This window comes from Micromonospora sp. NPDC047738 (assembly GCF_040642675.1).
Classification (GTDB): Bacteria; Actinomycetota; Actinomycetes; order Mycobacteriales; family Micromonosporaceae; genus Micromonospora.
Window position 1 is genome coordinate 24,426 of the sequence record NZ_JBEYSO010000039.1, and the last position, 21,793, is coordinate 46,218.

Below are 21,793 nucleotides of genomic sequence, written 5' to 3' on the forward strand. Positions count from 1 at the left end.
ACCGCGACCGCTGCCGGTCGCGGTGCCGTTCGGGACGTCAGTTCCGGTCACTTCTGGGCCGCCTGCAGGGCCTTGTCGGCCGCGGCGTGGATCGCGTCGGCCGCCGCGTCCGGTGTCTCCTGGCCGGCGAGCACCTTCGCCAGCTCGGTGACGGTGGCCTTGGCCGTCGCGCTGAACGCCGGGTTGTACGTGCTCGCGTAGGTGTCCGGCGGGGTCTGCTTGACGTCGGCGAGGAACACGTTCATGTCGGCGCTGCGGGTCGGGTAATCGATGCCCGATTCGATGAGGTCCTTGCGGGTGGGCAGGAACGCCGCCTGCTGGCACATCTTGCGCTGCGACTCGGCCGAATTCATCCAGGCGATGAACTGCGCCGCCAACTGCTGGTGCTTGCTCTTGTTGAACGACACCATGAACTTGCCGCCCGGGAAGCCGCCGCACCGGGCCTGGCACGGGTTGGGTGCGGCCTGCCAGGTGAACTTCGCGGACTTGTCGAACGCGCTCACCTGCCAGTTGCCGCTGATGTACACCGGCACCTGCTGGGCCAGGAAGATCTCGTTGGCGGCCTTGTACTTCGAGCCGGCCTGCAGCCATAGGTCCTTCGGCATCGCACCGGACGCGTTGAGGTCGGCGAACTGCTTGATCGCCGCAGTCGCGCTGGCCTTGTCCAACGCAACCTTGTTGTCCTGGGTGAAGAACGTTGTGCCGAACTGGCTGAGCATGGTGGAGAACCGGTGACCGGAGACGTCCATCGCGATGGCGTACTCGGTCTTCTTGGCCGCCTGCACCTGCTTGGCGGCGGCGATCATCTCGGTCCAGGTCCACGGCTTCTTCGGGTCCGGTAGCGCGACACCGGCCGCCTTGAACAGGTCGACGTTGATGAGCGGACCGTTCATCGTCAGGTCGCTCGGCACCGCGAGCAACTCGCCGTTCGTGCCGGACACGTAGGACTTCGCCCCGTCGATGAACTTGCCGTCGAGGGCATCCTTCTGAAACTTGTTGAGGTCGAGCAGGTCCGATCGGAACGGTTCGATGTCGTTGAGCCGCGCCACATCGGGCACGTTGTCGCCGGAGAGTCTGGCCTGCAGTTGCTGTTCGAGGTTGGCAAACGGCACGATCTGCAAGTTGACCTGCGCACCGGTCTGCTTCTCGAACTCGCTGATCAGGTTCCTCGTGGCCTGCTCGTCGGGACCGTCGGTGAAGTACACGTAGGTGAGTTTCTTGTCTTCGGCCTGGTTGGCGGTGCCATTGCCGGAGTCACTGCCAGGTGCGCAAGCGGTGAGCGATGCGGCAACGATCATGGCGGCCGCCGCGAAGATCGCAGCGTGACGTTGCATCTGGGGTCTACCTCCTGAATGGGACGGTGTCTGGTGCTGCGTGGAACCCGAGCCGCCGGGAGACCGACAGCGCCACTTCCGTCACTCGCACCGGGATGACGTCGCGTTTCTCGGCAATCCGGTCGCGCGGCCCAGCGACGCTGATCGCGCAGACCGGCCGTCCGTGATCGTCGCGGATCGCGGCACCGAAACACATGACGTCTGGTTCGTTCTCTCCGTTGTCCACCGCGTAGCCGCGCACACGCGCCTCGTCGAGTTCGGCACGCAGGCGGGCCCGGTCGGTGATGGTGGTGGGGGTCAGTGAAACGAGCGAGAGTTGGTCGACGACCGCGTCGGCCTCGTCGATCGGCAGAGCGGCCAGATACGCCTTTCCCAGTGACGTGGCGTGTAGTGGCCGGCGCACACCGAGCAGGCGGCGCACGGCGATCAGGTTGTCGGTGACGTCCTCGTGCGCGATGTACACCATCTGTGGGCCGTCGCGCACGGCCATGAGGGCGGCCTCGGACAGCTCCGACGACAGGTCGCGCAGGTACGCCTGAGCGGCGACGAACGGATCGAAACTCGCCAGTGCGGCCATGCCGAGCTTCACCACCTGCTCACCCAGCTGGATCCGGTCGGCTGACCCATCCCAGTCCAGGTAACCGCGCTGGCGAAGCAGCCCGAGAATCCGGTACGTGGCGCTGCGCGACAGTCCCAGTTCCTCGATGATCTCGTTGGCGGCCACCGGGCCGCCGGCGGAGAGCATCTCCAGGATGGCCAAGCCGCGCTCCAACGTGCCGGCGCGCCTGTCCAGGTCCGGGTCGACTCCCGATGGTTGATTGTTTGATGTCACGTACGCCGCCTCTAGGCCCGATGAGCGAGACAATGTACCGATGGGTGGGAGGACCGTAGCTACGGGCGTAACGAGCTGTCAATAGTTCGGCAATGTCGAACTACCGGTACGCTACCGCTGTGGGCGAGACGATTCAGTCAGTGGAGCGTGCCGCAGCGATCCTGCGGCTGCTCGCGTCGGGCGGGCGCCAGCTGGGCGTCGTGGAGTTGGCCCGCGCGATGGATCTACCGAAGGGCACGCTGCACGGCATCTTGCGCACCCTCGTGCACGTGGGCTTCGTCGAACAGGACGATGCCACCGGCAAATACCGGCTCGGTGGCACGCTCCTGCACCTTGGCACCAGCTACTTGGACGTCAACGAGCTTCGTTCCCGCTCGACGAACTGGGCGGACGCCTTGGCGGGCCGAAGCGGCGAAAGCGTCTGGATCGGCACGATGCATGAGGGCGAGGTGCTGGTCATCCATCACGTGTTCAGGCCGGACGATTCCCTGCAAACGCTGCAGATCGGGACGCTGCTGCCCATCCATGCCACGGCGGTCGGCAAGGTACTTCTCGCCTTCGACCCGTACCGGGAGATCGCCACGCCGCTGTCCGTCTTCACCAAGGCGACGATCGTCGACGCCGGCGTCCTGGACGCCGAGCTCGAACAGATCCGCAGCCGTGGTTGGGCCGCGGAGTTCGAGGAGTTCGAGGAGGGGGAGGTCGGCATCGCGGCTCCGATCAAGGACCAACGCGGCGTGGTCGTCGGTGCCATCGGCATCCGCGGTGCGATCGAGCGGCTGACCAGCGGTGGTGAGCTCCGGATGACCTCGTTGTCCTACGTGCGGGACGCCGCGCGGGCGATCTCGCGCGACTTCGCCCGCTGACGGATCGCGCTCCTGCACCTTGTGGCGTCAGGCGACAACGGCTTACTATCCGGAAGCTGTTCGGCAATGCCGAACACCGATGACGGTGAGGACGCGCGTGTCAGCTGAGAAGTTCATCGCGGCGATCGATCAGGGAACGACCTCGAGCCGGTGCATCGTGTTCGACCACCGGGGAAACATCATCTCCGTCGCGCAGCGCGAACACCGGCAGATCTATCCCCGGCCAGGCTGGGTCGAGCACAACGCGGAGGAAATCTGGCAGGCGGTCCGCAGCGTGATGGCCGACGCCATCAGCGGGGCCGGCCTGCGGCCAGGCGAGATCGTCGCGCTAGGCATCACCAATCAGCGGGAAACGACCGTGCTGTGGGACCGCCGGACAGGGCGCCCGGTGGCACCGGCAATCGTCTGGCAGGACACCCGCACCGACACGTTGTTGCGCGAGCTGGTTGACCATGCCGAACTATTCCGGGAGCGCGCCGGCCTCCCGCTGGCCACGTACTTCTCCGGTCCGAAGATCCGTTGGCTGCTCGACGAGATACCCGGCCTGCGTGAGCGGGCCGAGCGCGGCGACGTGCTGTTCGGCACCATGGACAGCTGGCTGATCTGGAACCTCACGGGACGGCACGTCACCGATGTCACCAACGCCAGCCGCACCATGCTGATGAACCTGCACAGCCTGCAATGGGACGACGAACTGCTGCGAGTGACCGGAGTCCCGCGCGCGATGCTGCCGGAGATCCGCCCGTCGGCCGAGGTCTACGGGCACACCGCCGACGGCGTGCCGGTGGCCTCCGCACTCGGGGATCAGCAGGCGGCGCTGTTCGGTCAGACCTGCTTCGAGCCGGGCGAAGCCAAGAGCACCTATGGCTCGGGCAGCTTCCTGCTGATGAACACCGGAAACGAACCAGTGTGGTCGAAGCACGGCCTGCTCACCACTGTCGGCTACCAGATCGGCGATCAGCCCGCGACATATGCCCTTGAGGGTGCAATCGCGGTGACCGGGTCGCTGGTGCAATGGCTACGAGACAACTTCGGCTTGATCTCCACAGCTTCCGAGGTCGAAACCCTGGCCCGCACTGTCAGTGACAACGGTGGCTGCTATTTCGTTCCCGCGTTCTCAGGACTGTTCGCCCCCCATTGGCGCAGCGACGCGCGCGGAGTCATCGCCGGGCTGACCGCATTCGTCACGAAAGGACACCTCGCCCGGGCGGTGCTGGAGGCGACAGCGTTCCAGACCTACGACGTCGTCGAAGCGATGAACGCCGACTCCGGCGTCGCGATCACGACCCTACGGGCCGACGGCGGGATGACCACCAACAACCTGCTCATGCAGAACCTCGCCGACATCCTATCGGTGCCCGTCGTACGTCCGGTGGTCGCCGAAACGACGTGCCTGGGTGCCGCATACGCCGCCGGCCTTGCGGTGGACTACTGGCCCGACATCGACAGCCTGCGTGCCAACTGGCACAAAGCCGGCCAGTGGCTGCCGGCCATTGACGAAGGGGTACGCCGCCGCGAACTGCACAACTGGCGCAAGGCCGTGCGGCGGACCCTTGAATGGATCGAAGCCTAGCCCCCGCCTGAGCCCGAACACCGACCCGCCGCGCCGTCGGCCAACAGCTCCGCAGGAGAATTACGATGCCCATCGCCACGACCGCCGGACGGATACAGACTCGCGCCGAACTATCCCAGAGCACCTACGACCTGCTCGTCATCGGAGGGGGCATTCTCGGCACAGCCGTCACCTGGATGGCGGCGCAGTCCGGGATACGGGTAGCGATGGTCGACGCAGGTGACTTCGCCGGTGCAACCTCGAGCGCCTCGAGCAAGCTGGTCCACGGCGGCCTGCGCTACCTGCAGACCGGCAACCTCAAACTGGTCGCCGAGAACCACCGCGAACGCCGCGTCCTCGCCTCGGACATCGCCCCCCACCTCGTCAAACCGCTGAGCTTCGTGGTGCCCATCTACCGTGGCGGCCCACACGGTGCGGCGAAGCTCGGCGCCGGCGTATTCCTGTACTCGGCCTTGTCGGCGTTCGGCGACGGCCTCGGTCGTGTCATCACACCTCGGCAGGCCGCCGACCGGGTGCCGGCATTGCGCACCACCGGCCTCAAAGCAGCGGCTGTCTACGGCGACCACCAGATGAACGACAGCCGGGTTGCCATCATGACCGTGCGAGCAGCGGTCGCTTCCGGCGCCGACGTCCTCAACCACGCCGAGGTCGTCGGTCTACGCACCACCTCGGGCCGCGTCACCGGTGCCGACGTGCGCGACCGCGTCGACGGCGTCGAATTCGGGATCAACGCCCGGCTCGTACTCAACGCGACTGGCCCATGGGTCGACCACCTGCGCCGGATGGAGAACCCATCTGTCGCCCCAAGCGTCCGGCTGTCCAAGGGCGCGCACCTGGTCCTTCGCCGGGTCGACCCGTGGCAGGCGGCGCTTACGGTACCAATCGACAAATATCGCGTCTCGTTCGCGATCCCATGGGAAGACCACCTCCTGCTGGGCACCACCGACGAGCCATACGACAACGACCCGGCTACCGTCGCGGTCACCGACGCGGACATCAGCCAGATCCTCGACGAAGCGGGCCACGCGGTCGCCGACTACCAACTCCGGCGCGACGACATCACCTATGCCTTCGCCGGTCTGCGAGTATTGCCCGGGGGGCCGGGCGCCGTCGCCGAAGCCAAACGGGAAACCGTACTGACCCGCGGTCGCGGTGGCATGCTGTCGGTCGCCGGCGGCAAATGGACCACGTACCGCCACATCGGCAAGGCCGTCTTCGATACGCTCACCAAGCTACCCGGCCACCCGCTCGGGAACACCATCGCCCGAGGACCACGGACAGTCCCGCTGCCCGGTGTCGCCAACGCCGATGCCGTCGCTCACCGCCTCCAGGTCGAGCGTGAACAGAGCGCCACCCTCGCCCCTGATATCGCCAGACATCTCGCCTCGCACTATGGATCAATCGCGTTCGACCTCACTCAACTGATCCGCGACGACCCGACACTCGCCGAACGTGTCCACCCCGACGGTCCCGACATCTGGGCGCAGGTGGCCTACGCCCGCGACCGCGAGTGGGCCGTCACCGTCGACGACGTCGTACGCCGACGTACGACACTCACCGTCCGGGGCCTGGACAGCCCGCTGATCCGTGAGCAGATAGAACGCGCCCTGTCATAGACCCAACAACCGCATGACAAGCTCGCCGTGCGTTACCGGACCACCGTGCTCATCACCGCGATCAACGAATGCCTCAGAAGGGTTGTCTCAGCTGGGGGGAGTGTGGATATCTAACGGTGTTTCCGGCCTGACCCATCGGGCGTTGTGCCTGGTGAGGAGGGTGCCGTGATGACTGCGACACTGAACGATGTGACCGGACGGAAGAAGCGGCCTGAGCCGTCGGCGGAGGCGAAGGCCGCCGCGGAGCTGGTCCGGGCGGCCAAGGAGCAGGGCTTGTCGCTGACCGGGCCGGACGGGCTGCTCAAGCAGCTGACCAAGACGGTCCTGGAGACCGCGTTGAACGAGGAGATGACCGAGCACCTCGGCTATGAGAAGCACGATCCGGCCGGTGCCGGTTCGGGTAACATCCGCAACGGCAGCCGGTCGAAGACGGTGCTGACGCTGGCTACCGGTGCTCGTGCAGCCATACCGAGGAACCGGTGGGCGGGCTCGGCGCCCAGGGCCGAGTACCTGGCGTTCCATTGGCCCACGGCATCCTGGTCGCCACGCCCGATACTCCCTCCGACGACCTGATCTCGAGCTTCCTCGCCGCCTCCGACCTGCTGGGCACCGGCTGGTTCGGCGCCCTCGCGGCTGAGGCCGGTCCGGGCAAGACCCGTCGCCGTGGTCGGTGACGGCGCGGTCGGGTTGCTCGCCGTGCTGGCCGCCGACCAGCTCGGCGCGGAACGCATCATCGCCTTGAGCTGCCACGAGCCCCGTCAGAAACTGGCGGCCCAGTACGGCGCGATCCACATCGTCACCGAGCGGGGCGATGAGGGCGTCGCGCGCATCAAGGAGCTCACCGACGGTCTCGCGGCGCACTCGGTCATCGAGGCGGTCGGCACCCAGGAATCAATGATGCAGTCCATCCGCTCCACCCGTCCCGGCGGCCACGTCGGAGTTTCGCCCACGGCGTGCAGCTCCCCGGTGAGGAGCTGTCCTTCTCCCACGTGCACGTGCACGACGGTCCGGCACCGGTGCGCCGTTTCCTGCCTGAGCTGATCTGGAACCGAACCCGGTAGCGACCCTGGGGCGGGTCCGGTCAGGTGGGCTAACGCTGGACGCGGGTGCCGGTCCCTCGGATGAGCGCCTCCACCTCCCTGCGGCTGGCCATCGAGGTGTCGCCCGGTGTGGTCATGGCCAGTGCGCCGTGGGCCGCGCCGTACTCCATGGCAGAGGTCAGGTCACCGAGCTCCAGCAGGCCGTAGATCAGACCGGAGGCGAAGCTGTCGCCGCCGCCCACCCGGTCCATGATTTCCAGCCCGGGGCGGTGGGTCGCCTCGACGAAGCCGGTGTCGGCGGACCAGGCGATGGCCCCCCAGTCGTTGACGGTCGCGGTGCGCACGGTTCGCAGGGTGGTGGCGACGACCCGGAATTTGTCGTACTCCTTGGTGACGTCTTCGATCATCCGCTGGAAGTTGGCCACCTTCAGCTCGGACAGGCTCTCGTCGGTGTCGGGCACCGCAAAGCCCAGGCTGGCGGTGAAGTCCTCCTCGTTGCCGATCATCACGTCGACGTGCCGAGCGAGCCGCCGATTGACTTCCTGGGCGCGGGTCTGCCCGCCGATCGCCTTCCAGAGGCTGGGCCGGTAGTTCAGGTCGTACGAAATGATCGTCCCGTGCCGGCGCGCGGCGATCATCGCCGCCTCGATGGTGTCCGGGGTGGACTCCGACAGCGCGGCGTAGATGCCGCCGGTGTGCAGCCACCGCACCCCGATCTCGCCGAACAGGTGGTCCCAGTCGACGTCGTCCGGTCGCAGTTGGCCGGCGGCGGTGTGACCGCGGTCGGACGTGCCGACGGCCCCGCGTAGGCCGAAGCCGCGCTCGGTGAAGTTGAGCCCGTTACGCACGGAACGCCCGACGCCGTCGTAGGGCATCCAGCTGATGAACGAGGTGTCCACTCCGCCCTGCAGGATCAGGTCCTCGATCAGCCGGCCCACCTCGTTGTCGGCGAGCGCGGTGACGATGGCGGTACGCAGCCCGAAGCAGCGGCGCAGCCCGCGGGCGACGTTGTACTCGCCGCCACCTTCCCAGGCGCGGAAGGTGCGGGCGGTGCGGACCCGCGCCTCGCCCGGGTCGAGACGGAGCATGACCTCACCGAGGGAGACCAGGTCGTAGCGGCACTGCTCAGCGGGGCGTAGATCGAACGGCGGCATGGCCCCTCGTCAGCATTCCCCGGCGGCGGACACGGCCGCGGCGGTCAGGTTGGTGACCTCGTCCCACCTGCCGGCGGAGATCAGGTCGGGGGCGACCATCCAGGTGCCGCCGACCGCGAGGACGGCGGGCTGGGTGAGGTAGTCGCGCAGGTTTGCGGGATTCACGCCGCCGGTCGGAATGAAGCGCACCGAGTGGAAGGGGGCGGCCAGGGCTTTGATCATCGCGACTCCGCCGAGCTGTTCCGCCGGGAAGAACTTCACCGTGTCGAGGCCCGCGTCGAGCGCCATCTGTATCTCGGTCGCCGACGCGACGCCCGGGAAGACGGGGATGCCCAGCGCCTGGCAGTGGTGGACGACGGCAGGACTGAATCCGGGGCTGACGACGAACCGGGCCCCGGCTTCGACGGCCCGGTCCACCTGGGCCCTGGTCAGCACGGTGCCGGCGCCGACCAGGAGGTCGGGGTTGCCGGACATGGCGCCGATGGCGTCGGCGGCCGCGTCGGTGCGGAACGTCACCTCGACACTCCGGGCTCCTCCGGCGATCAGCGCGGCCCCCAGGGGGGCGGCGGCCTGGGCGTCGTGGAGGACGACGACCGGAAGGATCCGGCCGGTGGCGATGGTCCCCACGATGGCGGACCCCGCATGCTGTTCATACTTGTGAACGTCGGTCACATACATGACCCTAGCGGTGCCTCGCGCCATGTCAACCCCGCTACAGTGACGGCGTGATGTCAGGGGAGAGGTTTCAGCCGGTCAAGTCGGCCGACCGCACGCTAGAGGTGCTGGAAGCCCTGGCGGCTTCGGCGCAGCGGCGGTCGCTGGTCGACCTCGCGCGGTCGCTGGACATCCCCAAGAGCAGCCTGCACGGCATCCTGCGCACGATGATGCAGCGCGGCTGGGTCGAGGCCGACGAAACCGGAACCCGGTTCGGACTGGGTGTGCGCGCGCTCCAGGTCGGTGCCGCCTACCTGGAGACCGACGACACGGTCAGCCTGCTGGCCGGCGTGCTCGACGACCTGTCCCAGCAGTTCGGCGAGACCGTCCACCTCGGCCGCCTCGACGGCCCGCATGTCGTCTACATGGCCAAACGGGAATCAGTGCATCCGTTGCGGCTCTACAGCGCGATCGGCCGACGGTTGCCGGCGCACGCCACCGCGCTGGGCAAGGCGCTGCTCGCCGAGCGCACCGACGAGGCCGTCCGCGGGTTGCTGAGCTGGCCGCTGGCGGCCCTGACCCCGCACACGATCACCGACCCCGACGCCCTGCACGCCGACCTGGCGGTCACCCGTGAGCGTGGCTACGCGATCGACAACCAGGAGAACACCGAAGGACTGACGTGCTTCGCGGTGACGGCGCCCCTGCACAGCCCGGCCGTCGACGCCGTGAGCCTGTCCGTACCGATCGCGCGGCTCGACGCCGGACTCGAGGAACGGATCGTCGCAGCGCTAAGCCGCTCGGTCAGCCAACTGCGCGCGGCACGCGGCCTGCTCTCCGGCCACCGGAGCTCGCCCGCTAACTTGATGTAGCGGACCCGGGTCGAGCTGTCGCGCGCAGCCGCGGAATTTGTGACAGGACGCGTGGGGGCGTTGTGTCACTGCCGTGGGTGAGCACTCCCGATGCCTGGATCTGTTGAGTTGGCCGAATCGGCTCGAGCAACCTGAGGGCGTGGTCACTACACTCCGCTACGGTGTTCGCAGTGCACGTAGCTTGTCCGACCCCTTGTGAGCGGGCACTGTCGAGGGCCCAGGCCCGACGGTCTGAGCCGAGCTTGTCGGTGTGCTGGCGGGCCCAGGCCAGCGAAACGGCTGGTATTACTGGGGCATGCAGGAAGAGACCGCACGCTCCGCGATCGACACGTTCATCTCCGCGTTCAACGCCTCGGACGACAGCTATGTGACTGCCCTGCTCTCCCAGGCCCTGACCTCAGACGTGGTCTTCTGGGGGCCGTTGGGCCGCAGCGAAGGAATCGCGGCGGTCGAGCGGTTCGTGCTGGACATCCGACGCCACCCGGCGGGGACCGGCACGATGGTGCGCTGCTCAGCGGTGGACATGCCTGACGAATGGGCCCGGTACCAGTGGGTCTTCACTACGCCGGATGGAGGCCCCCGCCTGGCGGGAACGGACGTCGTCCATCTGCGGCGGAGCCTCATCGACCAGTTCATCGTCTTCGCGGGGGAGATCGAACCGTCCGCCTCCTGAGTCATCCCTCTGTCGCTGTCCTTCTCCGGAACTTGCCCCCTTCGGCGCTCGGGGGCCGCGGTTCGCGGTTGGTCAGGCTGCGGTGTTGAGGGGGCGTCCGCCCCAGCGAATGCCCTTTTCGCTGCGGGTGCGGGCGCGTTCCTTGCGTTGGGCGGCGAGTACGTCGGGGTGGCGGACGTTGGTAGTGCGCCAGCGCACGTAGCGGTGCAGTGCGTGGGTTTGCGCGGGGTGGCTGCGGTGGTGGGAGTTGGCCAGAGTGAACTGCCGCAGCGGGCCGAAGTGGGCCTCGATCGGATTGGCCCAGGAAGCGTAGGTCGGGGTGAAGCACAGCTCGACCTTGTTCTTCTTCGCCCAGCGGCGGATGCCCGCGCCGGTGTGGGCGGAGAGGTTGTCCAGGATGATGTAGATCGGGGGACCGTCGGGTCGGGCGGCGCGGATCGACTTGAGCGCGGCCAGGGTTGGCGGTGCCCTTGCGACGTCGGTTGACGCCCCACAGGCGGTCGTCGCCCACGGAGTAGCAGCCGTGGAAGTAGGTGACGCCATGGGTGCGGCGGTAGGTCGCCGGCAGCCGGTTTGGCTTGCCCTGCTTCGCCCAGCAGGAGCCTCCGGTGGGCCGGATCCCCAGAGGCCCGAACTCGTCGAAGGCGAAGACCCGGTCCGGGAACCGGTCCAGCACCTGCTCAATCCGGTCGAGCTTGGCGTCGCGATCAGGGTCGGGTGACTCCTTCCAGGTCTTGGTGCGCTGGAAGGTGATGCCGCGGCGCCGGAGCAGGCACCGTAAGGCTTACCGATTTGATATCGATGATCAGTGATCATAGATTGGTCTGTGTGTTCGGCGGTCACCATGACGGCCGCCTCGCAACCGCCCCGCCGACACCTCGTGAGCAGCTCATCGGCACGGTCATCCCCGCCCCGCTTCCTCGTCCGCCACCTGCTCCGATGCCGCAGCTGCCCGCAGCCCTCCCAGCTGCGCGGAAACTAACGATGGTAGTCACGAGGAGGCTCCGCAGACCCAAAACGCCGGCTGGATGGCCGTTCGAGGTGGCGGAAGGGCCTGCCTGACGGCTCGGCGTCGCGGGAGCCTATCGGGCTGCGGCCTCCAGCAGCTCAAGCGCCAACTGCTGCAACTGCGGCCCGGCCTTCTCCGGGCTGCCGGTGTCGAACGGCGGGTCTGGGTCGTACTCCACCGCGAGTTGCAACGCCTGCGCGACCCGGTCGCCGGCCAGCTTCGCCGCCAGGTGCAGGGCCATGTCGATGCCTGCGGACACCCCGGCCGCGGTGATGATTTTTCCGGACTCCACGAACCGGCCTGGGGTGTAGATCGCACCGAAGGTGGACTCCAGGTAGGAGCGTGATGCCCAGTACGTCGTTGCTGGCACCCCCTGCAGCAAGCCGGCCGCGCCGAGGATCAAGGCGCCCGTGCACACCGATGTCGTCCAGGTCGTTTGCTCGTGCAGGCGTCGCACCCAGTCCACCGTCTCGGTGTCCTGCATCGCCGCGATGACGCCCCGGTTGCCCGCGCCGGGAACCACCAGCACATCCGCGTGCCGCACCTGGTGCAGCGCCCGGTCGGCGACCAGCCCCAGTACGCCGGTGTCCGTACGCACGGGACCGACTCGTTTCGCCACCGTCACCACCGATGCCTCCGGTGCCCGGCACAACACCTCGTACGGGCCGACGGCGTCCAGTGCCGTAAAGCCGTCGTAGAGCAGGATCGCGATGCGCGGGCCTCGGCCGCCCGTCGTGGCTCCGCCGGGTGCTGCACCGGCCGACGCCGCCAGGCCTGTCGCGGCCAGCCCCGTGCCTACTCCGCCAGCAACGGCTGCTCGCAGGATCGCGCGTCGTCCATCATCCACCCTCATGCCCCTCGGCTCCTCTCTAGATGGCCGTCCATGGGTAGTCGAGCCAGCACGCGGTCCGGTTCCCGGACAACCGGCCTTGTCACCGCCGGTTTGTGTGTTGGACATGCACTGTGCCGGGCGGACCGGCGGCGGCCGTCATCGGAGCGAGGGTGTGGCCTCGGATGACGACAACCCTGGCACTGACCACGCTGGTCGACGGCGGGCCCGGCTTCTGGAGCCGGAACTTCCCCTGCGAGGTCTGCCTGGGTCAGGCAGGGCCCCTCAGCCTTGGATCGTTATTGCAAAAGTTTGGCAACTACGTAATGCTGGCAGCAGTGGGCGGGTGTCCCGGCTCGCGATGATCCGCACCTCGCCGGGGCGCCCGCCCCTGCGCTGTCGCCCGATGGGAAGGAGCCTGCTGGTGGGCGTCTACACGCTGCCCGACATGCCGTACGACTACGGTGCGCTGGAGCCGGCGATGTCCGGCGAGATCCTGGAGCTGCACCACAGCAAGCACCACGCCGCGTACGTGAAGGGCAGCAACGACGCCCTCGACCGGCTGGCCGAGGCGCGAGAGAAGGGTGACTTCGCGGCGCTGGTCGGGTTGGAGAAGACCTTCGCGTTCAACCTGTCCGGGCACGTGCTGCACTCGATCTTCTGGAACAACCTGTCCCCGGACGGCGGCGACCGCCCGGACGGGGAACTGGCCGCCGCGATCGACGAGCACTTCGGCTCGTTCGAGGGCTTCGCCGGGCACCTGTCCGCCGCGACGAAGGGCGTGCAGGGCTCCGGCTGGGGCGTGCTGGCCTGGGAGCCGCTCGGCCGGCGGCTGATCGTGGAGCAGGTGTACGACCACCACGGCAACGTCGGGCAGGCCGCCACCCCGCTGCTGGTCTTCGACGCCTGGGAACACGCCTACTACCTGCAGTACCGCAACGTGCGACCGGACTACGTGGATCGGCTGTGGGACCTGGTGAACTGGGCTGACGTCACCGCCCGCTTCGACGCTGCCCGCGCGGCTTCGCCGAAGCCGTGACCGGCGTGCCGGGCCTGTCCCGGTCACTCTGTTCCATCGGCTCGGCACGAGCGGCCGTGGCCTCCGCATCCACAGGAGCAATCATGGGTAAGCCTCTGTCCACCCGAGTGACGGCGCTGGCCGCCGCCGTCCTGGTCGCAGCCGGCTGCTCGTCGCCGGCGACGCCGACGGACGCCGCGCGCGGTGCCGGAACGCTGGTCGTGGCGACCTCGGGTGAGCCGGACACCCTGAACCCCGTGCTGAACTACGGCGTCGACGGCGGTTCGTTGATCTTCGACGGTCTGGTGGCCCGCGACGCCCGCAACCAACTGGTGCCGGCGCTGGCCCGGGAGCTACCTACCGTCTCCGCCGACGGGAAGACGGTCACGGCGAAGCTGCGCGACCCTGTGCTGTTCCACGACGGCAGCCCGCTGACCGCCCAGGATGTCGTCTTCACCTACCAGGCGGTGCTGGACCCGAAGGTCGACTCCACGCTGCGCTCGGATCTGGACATGCTCGCCTCGGTCGCCGCGCCGGACCCGTCGACCGTGGTGTTCACACTCAAGTACGCCTACGCGCCGTTCCTGCAGCGGTTGGCGCTGGGCATCGTGCCAGCAAAGGCCTTCGCCGGTCAGGACGTCAACACCGCCGAGTTCAACCGCAAACCGGTCGGGACCGGCCCGTACCGGGTGACGTCGTGGACGCCGGGAGACCGGCTCGTGCTCGCGGCCAACGAAAAGTATTGGGGCGGCGAGCCGGCCAACTCCGGGGTCGTGGTGGCGTTCGTCGCCGACGACAACGTGCGTGCGCAGCGGATGCGGGCGGGGGAGTTCGACGCGGCGGAGCTGGCGCCGAAACTGGCCGCCGGGTTCGACAAGCAGGGCGGGTACCGGGTGCAGCGGCTGCCCACAGCCGACTACCGGGGCGTGATGCTGCCGATGGGGAACCCGGTCACCGGCGACGTGGCAGTGCGGCGGGCGCTCAACGCGGCGGTGGATCGCCAGGCGATGGTGACCGGCGTGCTCGGCGGGGCGGGGGAGCCGGCGTTCGGGCCGGTCCCGCCGTCGTCGGAGTTCGCCGAACCGTCCATTGCCGGCAAAGCCTCCGCCGACCTGGCCGCAGCGACCGCCGCCCTCGACGCCGCTGGCTGGAAGCCAGGCCCGGACGGCGTCCGGGTCAAGGGCAACCGGCAGGCCGCGTTCACTCTCATGTATCCCGCCACCGACAGCCTGCGCAAGGAGTTGGCGCTCGCGGTCACCGCCGACGCGAAGAAGGTCGGCATCAAGGTGACGCCCGAAGGGCTGACCTGGGACGCAATGACCCCGCGGATGAAGACCGATGCCCTGGTCATGGGATACGGCACCCCGTACGACCCGGACTTCGTCTCCTACAAGCTGTTCCGGTCCGAGTTCGCCGGCCAGGGCTTCTTCAACCCCGGCTCCTACAAGTCCCCCATCACGGACGCGGCGCTGCAGGCCGGCCGTGACGACGCCGACCCCGCCGCCCGCAAGGCCGCCTACGCCACGTTCCAGAAGCAGCTCGCAGCCGACGTGCCGTGGGTGTTCCTCACCTATCTGCAGCACACCTACGTCGTGAAGGACACTGTGGCCGGGGTGACACCACGCGTCGAACCGCACGAGCACGACGTCGCCAACAGCCTCTGGTGGAACGTCCACACGTGGACGAAGAAGCCGTGACCGCGGCTACCCGGGCCGGCGGGCCGGCGGCCCAGTCGAAAGCTCCAGCCCGCCAGCGTAGGTTGGCGGGTGCCGGCGCGGTGGTCGGCCGCCGGCTGCTGATCGCCGTACCCGTGCTCGCGGCCACCAGCGTGGGGATGTTCGCCCTCGGCGCGGCCTCCCCGATCGACCCCGCCCAGCAGTACGCGGGCGCGGCGGCGTTCACGACCAGCGAGGAGAACCTGGCGCAGATCCGCGCGAACTGGGGAGTCGACGACCCGCTGCCGGTGCAATACGCCCGGTGGGTCGGCAACCTGCTCCGCGGTGACCTGGGCTGGTCGACCAGCCGGCACGAGCCGGTCACCTCGGTGCTGGCCGCCCGCGCCGGCTGGACCCTGCTGCTCGTCGGCGCCGCCCTCGCGTTGGTGCTGGTGACGAGCCTGCTGTTGGGCACCCTCGCCGCATACCGGCGTGGTGGCTGGTTCGACCGGGGTCTGCGCGCCACCGCGTACGCGGTGCAATCGATGCCCGTGTTCTGGATCGGTCTGGCCGCGATCGCCGTGTTCGCCCTCAGCCTGGGCTGGCTGCCCGCCGGTGGACTCACCGACGTTACCGCTACCGGCACGGACCCCGCCGACGTTGCGCGGCACCTGATCCTGCCGGTGGCCGTCCTGGCGATCTCCCAGGCGCCATGGTTCGTACTGTTCATCCGCGACGCGGTCGCCGACAGCCTCCGCGACGATCACGTCCTCGCCGCCCGCGCCCGGGGCCTGCCCGGCCGTACCGTCCTGTTCGGGCACGCGCTGCGTACCGCGCTGCTGCCGTTCCTCACCCTGGTCGGCACCCACCTGCCCGAACTCGTCGGCGGCGCGGTGCTGGTGGAGACCGTGTTCTCCCTGCCCGGCCTCGGCGCGGTCACCGTGCAGGCCGCGCTGGGCGCCGACTTCCCGCTGCTCGCCGCGACCACGCTGGTCACCACCGTCGTGGTGCTGGCCGCGAACCTCGCCACCGACCTCGCCTACACCGCAGCCGACCCACGGGTACGCCTCGATGACTGATCTTGCCCTGCCCGCCCGCCTTCGGGGGCTGAAACCGCGTGCCGGACGGGCCGGCGTCACCGTCGCCACGGCTCTGCTCGTCGGCGCGGTCGCCGCCTGCCTGCTCGCCCCGGTCCTGTGGCCGCTCGACGAGAGCGCCGTGGACCTGGCCCGTACCCGACTCGCGCCCTCCTGGCAGCACCTGGCCGGCACCGACGACCTGGGCCGCGACGTGGCGCTGCGCAGCCTCTACGGGCTGCGCGTCTCCCTGCTCGTCGGCGCGGTCGCCGCGCTCGTGGCCACCGTCATCGGCGGCCTCGTCGGCGCCGTCGCCGGCACCGTCGGCGGGCTGGTCGACCGGGTGCTGATGCGGGTGGTCGACACCATCGCCGCGCTGCCGCACCTGCTGCTCGGCATCTTCATCGTGGCGATGCTGCGCCCCAGCCTCAGCGCGGTGATCCTGTCCATCGGGCTGACCCACTGGCTGTCCACCGCCCGCATCGTCCGATCCGAGCTGCTCAGCCTGCGCACCCGCCCGTTCATCGACGCCGCCGTCTCCGGCGGGGCCAGCCGCGCCCGGGTACTCACCCGGCACCTGCTGCCGCACGTCCTACCCCGGCTGGCCCTGGCGACCACGCTGATGGTGCCGCACGCCGTCTGGCACGAGACCGCCCTGTCCTTCCTCGGCCTCGGCCTGCCCCCGCACCTCGCGTCGATCGGCAACATGATCAACGACGGGCAGCGGTCCCTGCTCACCGGCGCCTGGTGGGCCAGCATTGTCCCCGGCCTCGTCCTCGTGGCCGTCACCCTCGCGCTGGCCACCCTCACCGGCCGATGGCGCGACCGCCTCGACCCTCGCGTCCGAGCGGAGCTGAACCTGTGACCACCAGCGCCCCGGCCATCCCCGACATCACCGACACCGGCCAGCGGTCGGCTCTGCTGGAGGTCGACGGGCTGACCGTCCGTTTCCGGCTCCGTGACGCCGTGGTCCACGCCGTCACCGAGCTGCGCCTGCAGGTGCACCCTGGGGAACTCCTCGCGGTCGTCGGCGAGTCCGGGTGCGGCAAGTCCGTGCTCGCCCACGCCTTGCTCGGACTGCTTCCCGGCAACGCCACCGTCACCGGCCACGCCCTCCTGCACCCACCCACCGGCGAGCCGATCGACCTGATCGGCTGCGGTGAACGGCAGCTATCCCGGTCGGTGCGGGGACGCCAGATCGGGCTGGTGCCGCAGAGTCCTGCCACCGCCCTCACTCCGGTCCGCACCGGGCGGCGGCTGCTGGCGGAAACCCTGCGCGCCCACGGCCACCCCCGACGCGACGCCGCACCAGCCGCCGACCGCCTCGCCGCCGACGTGGGCCTCGATCCGGTCGACCTCGACCGCTACCCGCACGAACTGTCCGGCGGAATGGCACAACGCCTGGCCACCGCGCTCGCCCTCGCCCCGGACCCGCCGCTGCTGCTGGCCGACGAACCCACCACCGGCCTGGACCGGCCGCTGGTCGACCACACCCTTGACCTGTTACGCCGCCGCTGCGACACCGGCGCGGCTGTCGTGCTCATCACCCACGACCTCACCGCCGCCCGCCGAGTCGCCGACACCATCGCTGTCATGTACGCCAGCCGCATCGTCGAACACCGCCGCACCGACGCCCTGTTCACCGCACCGGCCCACCCCTACACCGCCGGCCTGCTCGACGCCCTGCCCGAGCGGGCCTTCCGACCCGTGCCCGGCCACCCGCCGATGCTTACCCACCTCCCGGCTGGCTGCGCCTTCGCCCCACGCTGCGACCGCGCCAGCGACGTGTGCCACGATCCGCCCGGTTCAACCGGAGACGGCACCGGCCGGGTCGCCTGCCACCACCCCCTGGCCGCCGGAGTGCGGGCATGACCGGCCTCGCCGCGCACCAGATCACCGTCAGCTACGGCCGGCAGCGCGTCCTCGACCGCGTCGACCTGCACATCGCTCCCGGGGAGACAGTCGGACTCCGTGGCCCGTCCGGCAGCGGCAAGTCCACCCTCGCCCGGGTCCTCGCCCTCCTGCACGCCTCCGACACCGGGCACGTCACCCTCGACGGTCAGCCCGTCGTCGGTGTCCGGCACCGGCTGCCCGCCGCCCTGCGGACCCGGGTCGCGATCCTGTTCCAGAGCCCCCGCGCCGCCACCGACCCCCGGCTCAACCTCGCCGACCTCATCGCCGAACCACTGCGCGCCACCGGCACCCCCAAGCACGAGGCGTCCACGCGCGCGGCGAAGCTGGCCGACCTCGTCGGCCTCACCCCGGACCTGCTCACCCGGCGTCCGCACGCCGTCAGCGACGGCCAACTGCAACGCGCCTGCCTGGCCCGCGCCCTCGTCCACCAGCCCGCCTACCTCATCTGCGACGAGGCCACCGCCATGCTCGACGCCTCCACCCAGGCCCACCTCGCCGCCGTCATCACCGACTACCAACGCCAGCACGCCGCAGGGGTCCTGCTCATCACCCACGACCCGGCCCTGCTGGCCCGCTGGGCCACCCGGACCGTCGACCTGCCCGTCAACCACTAGACCCGGCTCCGGCGCCATCCAACTACGACCCCGCCAGGTCAGCTGGAGCGACGTTCCCGGCTGTCGGTGATGTCGGCGTCGGCCGTGGCGGTGATGAGGTCGTCACGGGCGCGGGCGACCCGGGACCGGATCGTGCCGACCGGGCAGTCGCAGACCTGTGCGGCTTCGGCGTACGAGAGGCCGAGCACCTGCGTGGCGACGAATGCCTCCCGCCGCTCGGGTGCGAGGTGGCGCAGGAGCTGTCGCAGAATGACCTTGTCCTCGACCGGGAAGCCACGGGCGGCTCGCGAGTGCGTGGCGGCGTGCGAGTCCTCCAGTTGGGCCGGCTGAGGTCGAGCGGCTGCGGCGCGGTGGTGGTCGACGACGACCCGCCGGGCGATCACGAACAGCCAGGTGCGGGCGGACGAGGCGGCGGTGAACCTCGGTAGGCTGCGCAGCGCCCGCAGGTAGGTCTCCTGGGTCAGGTCGTCGGCCTCGTCAGGCCCGGCGAGGTGGGCGATGAGCCGCCATACCTGCTGCTGGGTGGCGCGGATGAACGCAGCCGCCGCGGCCTGGTCGCCTTCGCCGGCGGCAAGGGCCAAGCGGGTCGTCCGTGTGTTGTCGTCCACGTCCGGTCCTCCACGCTGCGGATGTTTCGGGGCTGCCGCCCCGCAGTGGGGGTAGCTCGGTGTCCTGGCGGAGGAAGTTTCGTTGCCTCTGCTTGTATGTTGAGTCGGAGCGGGCAGAACTTTTGCTATCTGCATAAAAAGTTGCCGATGCCTTGATTAAAGCCTCCCCGTCGCGAGGATGCTCTGATGCGTCGTCTCCCTCGGGCTCTTGGACGTGCGGCCTCGGGCCTGCTCGCGTTTGTCCTCGTTTTTGCGGTCGCCGTCCTCGGGTTCGCCTCGCCCGCGGCAGCTCACGGCACCTTGGCGATGTCCACCCCAGCGGAGGGTGCCACGGTGAACGAGCCGTTGGCGGCGGTGAAGCTCTATTTCACGGAGAGGGTCGCCGACAACGCGTACTTCGCGATCACCGCGCCGGGTGGCGGTCGGGTCGACAACGGCTGGAACCATGGATCGCCCGAGCCCCTGGACAAGCCGGTACGGGAGTACTTCCTGGTCGCGGGGAAGTTCGAGCCGCGCGAGTACTCGACGGGGTTCCCGGCGGTGGTGACGCTGGCGCATCTGCCGGCGGTGGGGCAGTACTCGGTGAGCTATCTGTCGGTGGCCTCGGACGGTGAGCCGGTGCGGGGCACGATGAGCTTCCGCTACACGGGGCGGGTGACGGCAGCGGCGCCGGGATGGCGCCCGCCGACCAATCAGCCGGATCCGTCGCTGGTGGCGGCTGCCGACCAGCACGCCTCGTCCGGGCACGGGTCGGGGTCTTCGTCGGCTGCGCCGGCCGCGCTGCCCGTGCCGTCGGCCCCGCCGGCCGCGCCATCGCTGTCGGCGTCCCCGCCCGCGGTGGCCGCTCCTTCGACGGCCCAGGATGACGAGGGCGGCCTCGGTTGGGTGGCGTGGACCGGCTGGGCGGTGGCAGTTGCGGCGGCCGTGGCCGGATTCGTGAGCTGGCGCCGCCGCCCGGCTCCCGTAGGCAGGGCCTCCGGCCGGGACCGCAGCTCGGGCGCGGCCGCTCGCCGGCGGAGCGCCGGCCCCCGCTCCAAGGGCAGCTCGGGCGCGGTCGGTCGCGCCGGCGCCAACGGCACGGCCGCCGCGTCGGGCTCCGGCGGCAAGGGACGACGGGCCGCCGCCCCGGCGACGCGGAAGAACGGGGCGGTTCGCTTCGCCGTGACCGCGCCGCCGGCGGCCGGACAGGAGGCGACATCGGCGAGTGCCGTCGCCACGGCGCGGCCCGTGACCGCAGGCCGGGTGGGGGCTTCCGACATGGCCGACCCAGCCCTGACGCTCGGGCCTTGGTTCAGTAACACGCGTTCCGCATTGCTCGTCGCCGGGTTGGTGGTGGCGTTGCTGGCCGGGTTCGGGATCGGGCGGATCGGTACGGGCGACGCGCGGACCCCCACCGGCGCGCCGACGCTCAGAACAACCGCAGGCGGGCCGCCTGCCGTGCAGCCGGCACTGGTGGCGGGGGACGGGCATCAGCATGCGCCGGGTACCGGGGCGCACTCGCATCCGGGTGACGGCAGCGCGGGCCAGACGCCGGCGACCGGGACGACGGTCAGCGCCGGTGGATACACGCTGCAGCCGATGCGGCGGTCCCAGCCGGCCGGGGTGAGCGTGGACTACCGGTTCCGGATCGTCGGAGCTGACCGGCAGGCGGCGACGCGCTTCACGGTCGTACACGACAAGCCGTTGCACTTGATCGTGGTGGGTCGCGACCTGAGCGGATACCAGCACCTGCACCCCACCATGGCGCCCGACGGCACCTGGAGCGTCCCGTTGAAGCTGGCCCGGACCGGCGGCTACCGCATCTACGCCGACTTCTCCCTGACCGGGACCGACGGCAGCCCCTTGCCGCTGGTCCTGGGCGTCGACCACGACGTGCCGGGCGCGTACACCCCGGCCGCGTTGCCGCCGGCGCAGCCGCAGGCCACGGCCGGGCCGTTCACGGTGTCGATGGACGGCACCCCCACAGTGGGGGTGGCAGCGCCGATGGTCTTCCGGGTCAGCCGCACCGGCACCCCTGGGCCGGTCCAGCTGCAGCGCAATCTGGGCGCGTACGGGCACCTGGTGGTGGTCCGCGAGGGCGATCTGGGCTACCTGCATGTCCACCCCGAGCAGGAACTGGTCGACGGGGCGGTCAAGGTTTGGCTGACGGCACCGAGCATGGGCCGGTATCGGGCGTTCTTCGACTTCCAGGTCGACGGGAAGGTGCACACCGCGCAGTACACGATCAACCTGGCCTGAGCGGACTGATGCCTGCGGCGGCATGCGGTGGGCCGGTGCCACTGACCTGCGAGCAGCCGGTGCCGGTTGTCACCCGGCGTCGGTCAGCAGTGCGCGTTGCGCGAGGAATCCTCAACCGACGTCAATATATTTCGGCGTTCCGGGAACCAGCGAGGACCGGCGGACGACTCTATGACTGATCCAACCGGTGCGTGACCCCCCTCGGCAGCGCCGGTAAG

Annotated in this window: 19 protein-coding genes and 2 pseudogenes; 14 read left to right on the forward strand and 7 right to left on the reverse strand. The window is 69.7% G+C overall.

Annotation, left to right across the window (positions count from 1 at the left end):
* Nucleotides 1-47: 47 nt before the first annotated feature.
* Entirely contained in the window at nucleotides 48-1,334 is a 1,287-nt protein-coding gene (locus ABZ783_RS33295; protein WP_357445700.1) for an extracellular solute-binding protein, read from the reverse strand.
* Between the two features lie 7 nt (nucleotides 1,335-1,341).
* Nucleotides 1,342-2,166, reverse strand: a complete 825-nt coding sequence (locus ABZ783_RS33300) for an IclR family transcriptional regulator (RefSeq protein WP_357445703.1) — start codon at nucleotides 2,164-2,166, stop codon at nucleotides 1,342-1,344.
* Nucleotides 2,167-2,285: 119 nt separating this feature from the next.
* Here ABZ783_RS33300 and ABZ783_RS33305 point away from each other — a divergent pair, with 119 nt between their 5' ends.
* From ABZ783_RS33305 to ABZ783_RS33325, 5 genes and pseudogenes are all read left to right on the forward strand, one after another.
* Nucleotides 2,286-3,032 (forward strand): IclR family transcriptional regulator, encoded by a 747-nt coding sequence (locus ABZ783_RS33305; protein ID WP_357445706.1) that lies wholly within the window; start codon nucleotides 2,286-2,288, stop codon nucleotides 3,030-3,032.
* A gap of 97 nt (nucleotides 3,033-3,129) precedes the next feature.
* The gene (glpK, locus tag ABZ783_RS33310) at nucleotides 3,130-4,605 is read left to right on the forward strand and encodes a glycerol kinase GlpK (protein ID WP_357445709.1); all 1,476 of its coding nucleotides are present in this window, start codon (nucleotides 3,130-3,132) and stop codon (nucleotides 4,603-4,605) included.
* Between the two features lie 65 nt (nucleotides 4,606-4,670).
* Entirely contained in the window at nucleotides 4,671-6,221 is a 1,551-nt protein-coding gene (locus ABZ783_RS33315) for a glycerol-3-phosphate dehydrogenase/oxidase (protein ID WP_357445712.1), read from the forward strand.
* 168 nt (nucleotides 6,222-6,389) lie between these two features.
* Nucleotides 6,390-6,713: pseudogene (locus ABZ783_RS33320) on the forward strand (transposase); the annotation flags it as partial.
* Nucleotides 6,714-6,917: 204 nt separating this feature from the next.
* Complete coding sequence (locus ABZ783_RS33325; RefSeq protein WP_357445766.1) at nucleotides 6,918-7,262, forward strand: zinc-binding dehydrogenase; 345 nt, start codon at nucleotides 6,918-6,920, stop codon at nucleotides 7,260-7,262.
* 49 nt (nucleotides 7,263-7,311) lie between these two features.
* On the opposite strand, the gene ABZ783_RS33330 is transcribed toward ABZ783_RS33325, so the two are convergent.
* Complete coding sequence (locus tag ABZ783_RS33330) at nucleotides 7,312-8,415, reverse strand: sugar kinase (RefSeq protein ID WP_357445715.1); 1,104 nt, start codon at nucleotides 8,413-8,415, stop codon at nucleotides 7,312-7,314.
* 9 nt (nucleotides 8,416-8,424) lie between these two features.
* On the reverse strand, nucleotides 8,425-9,087 hold the full coding sequence (gene eda, locus ABZ783_RS33335; protein ID WP_357445718.1) for a bifunctional 4-hydroxy-2-oxoglutarate aldolase/2-dehydro-3-deoxy-phosphogluconate aldolase: 663 nt from the start codon (nucleotides 9,085-9,087) through the stop codon (nucleotides 8,425-8,427).
* A gap of 56 nt (nucleotides 9,088-9,143) precedes the next feature.
* Between eda and ABZ783_RS33340 the strand changes: the two genes are divergently transcribed.
* Nucleotides 9,144-9,941: an IclR family transcriptional regulator gene (locus ABZ783_RS33340; protein WP_357445769.1), complete on the forward strand. Its 798-nt coding sequence runs from the start codon at nucleotides 9,144-9,146 to the stop codon at nucleotides 9,939-9,941.
* Nucleotides 9,942-10,236: 295 nt separating this feature from the next.
* The gene (locus ABZ783_RS33345; protein WP_357445721.1) at nucleotides 10,237-10,614 is read left to right on the forward strand and encodes a nuclear transport factor 2 family protein; all 378 of its coding nucleotides are present in this window, start codon (nucleotides 10,237-10,239) and stop codon (nucleotides 10,612-10,614) included.
* 72 nt (nucleotides 10,615-10,686) lie between these two features.
* Here the strand turns inward: ABZ783_RS33345 and ABZ783_RS33350 are convergent.
* Nucleotides 10,687-11,395: pseudogene (locus ABZ783_RS33350) on the reverse strand (IS630 family transposase); the annotation flags it as partial.
* A 301-nt stretch (nucleotides 11,396-11,696) separates the two neighbouring features.
* Nucleotides 11,697-12,395, reverse strand: a complete 699-nt coding sequence (locus ABZ783_RS33355) for a DJ-1/PfpI family protein (RefSeq protein ID WP_357445772.1) — start codon at nucleotides 12,393-12,395, stop codon at nucleotides 11,697-11,699.
* 481 nt (nucleotides 12,396-12,876) lie between these two features.
* On the opposite strand from ABZ783_RS33355, the gene ABZ783_RS33360 reads away from it, so the two are divergent.
* From ABZ783_RS33360 to ABZ783_RS33385, 6 genes are all read left to right on the forward strand, one after another.
* Nucleotides 12,877-13,491 carry a superoxide dismutase gene (locus ABZ783_RS33360; RefSeq protein ID WP_357445724.1) on the forward strand — a complete coding sequence of 205 codons (615 nt, stop codon included), beginning with the start codon at nucleotides 12,877-12,879 and terminating at the stop codon, nucleotides 13,489-13,491.
* An 83-nt stretch (nucleotides 13,492-13,574) separates the two neighbouring features.
* Nucleotides 13,575-15,167: an ABC transporter substrate-binding protein gene (locus ABZ783_RS33365; RefSeq protein ID WP_357445727.1), complete on the forward strand. Its 1,593-nt coding sequence runs from the start codon at nucleotides 13,575-13,577 to the stop codon at nucleotides 15,165-15,167.
* Nucleotides 15,149-16,204, forward strand: coding sequence for an ABC transporter permease (locus ABZ783_RS33370; protein ID WP_357445730.1), 1,056 nt, complete (start codon nucleotides 15,149-15,151; stop codon nucleotides 16,202-16,204). Before ABZ783_RS33365 ends, ABZ783_RS33370 begins: the two co-directional genes overlap by 19 nt.
* Entirely contained in the window at nucleotides 16,197-17,066 is an 870-nt protein-coding gene (locus ABZ783_RS33375; protein WP_357445733.1) for an ABC transporter permease, read from the forward strand. Before ABZ783_RS33370 ends, ABZ783_RS33375 begins: the two co-directional genes overlap by 8 nt.
* Complete coding sequence (locus ABZ783_RS33380; RefSeq protein WP_357445736.1) at nucleotides 17,063-18,073, forward strand: ABC transporter ATP-binding protein; 1,011 nt, start codon at nucleotides 17,063-17,065, stop codon at nucleotides 18,071-18,073. The genes ABZ783_RS33375 and ABZ783_RS33380 overlap by 4 nt, the downstream gene beginning before the upstream one ends.
* Nucleotides 18,070-18,729, forward strand: a complete 660-nt coding sequence (locus tag ABZ783_RS33385) for a dipeptide/oligopeptide/nickel ABC transporter ATP-binding protein (protein ID WP_357445739.1) — start codon at nucleotides 18,070-18,072, stop codon at nucleotides 18,727-18,729. Before ABZ783_RS33380 ends, ABZ783_RS33385 begins: the two co-directional genes overlap by 4 nt.
* A gap of 38 nt (nucleotides 18,730-18,767) precedes the next feature.
* On the opposite strand, the gene ABZ783_RS33390 is transcribed toward ABZ783_RS33385, so the two are convergent.
* Nucleotides 18,768-19,337 (reverse strand): sigma-70 family RNA polymerase sigma factor, encoded by a 570-nt coding sequence (locus ABZ783_RS33390; protein WP_357445742.1) that lies wholly within the window; start codon nucleotides 19,335-19,337, stop codon nucleotides 18,768-18,770.
* 186 nt (nucleotides 19,338-19,523) lie between these two features.
* Here ABZ783_RS33390 and ABZ783_RS33395 point away from each other — a divergent pair, with 186 nt between their 5' ends.
* Nucleotides 19,524-21,575 carry a copper resistance protein CopC gene (locus ABZ783_RS33395; RefSeq protein ID WP_357445745.1) on the forward strand — a complete coding sequence of 684 codons (2,052 nt, stop codon included), beginning with the start codon at nucleotides 19,524-19,526 and terminating at the stop codon, nucleotides 21,573-21,575.
* Nucleotides 21,576-21,793: the final 218 nt, after the last annotated feature.